Annotated in this window: 1 pseudogene; it reads right to left on the reverse strand. The window is 50.2% G+C overall.

What is annotated here, in order from left to right:
• Positions 1 to 67: 67 nt before the first annotated feature.
• A pseudogene (locus tag Afil_RS10870) lies at positions 68 to 261 on the reverse strand (phage major tail protein, TP901-1 family); the annotation flags it as partial.

Below are 261 nucleotides of genomic sequence, written 5' to 3' on the forward strand. Positions count from 1 at the left end.
TAGACGCCTTAAGCGGGTAAAGCGTTCCATTTACATTGATTTCCATTTTTCTTCTCCTGCTTTGCTGCTATTCCGCTGCCTGAGTCGTATCGGCGAACAGATACTGTACAAGATCTTTCTGTTCCTGAGTCAGGGTCACCCATCCGGATACGCCCATGCCGTTGATCGAGTAGGTCTGAGAGAGTTCAGCGAAGTCTTCTGCTCCGGCAGACAGCTCCAGACTCGTAATGTATCCCTGATGGTAGCGGGCCTTGTACTTCT

Origin of the sequence: Allobaculum fili, assembly GCF_020969955.1 — a bacterium.
Taxonomy (GTDB): domain Bacteria; phylum Bacillota_I; class Bacilli_A; order Erysipelotrichales; family Erysipelotrichaceae; genus Allobaculum; species Allobaculum fili.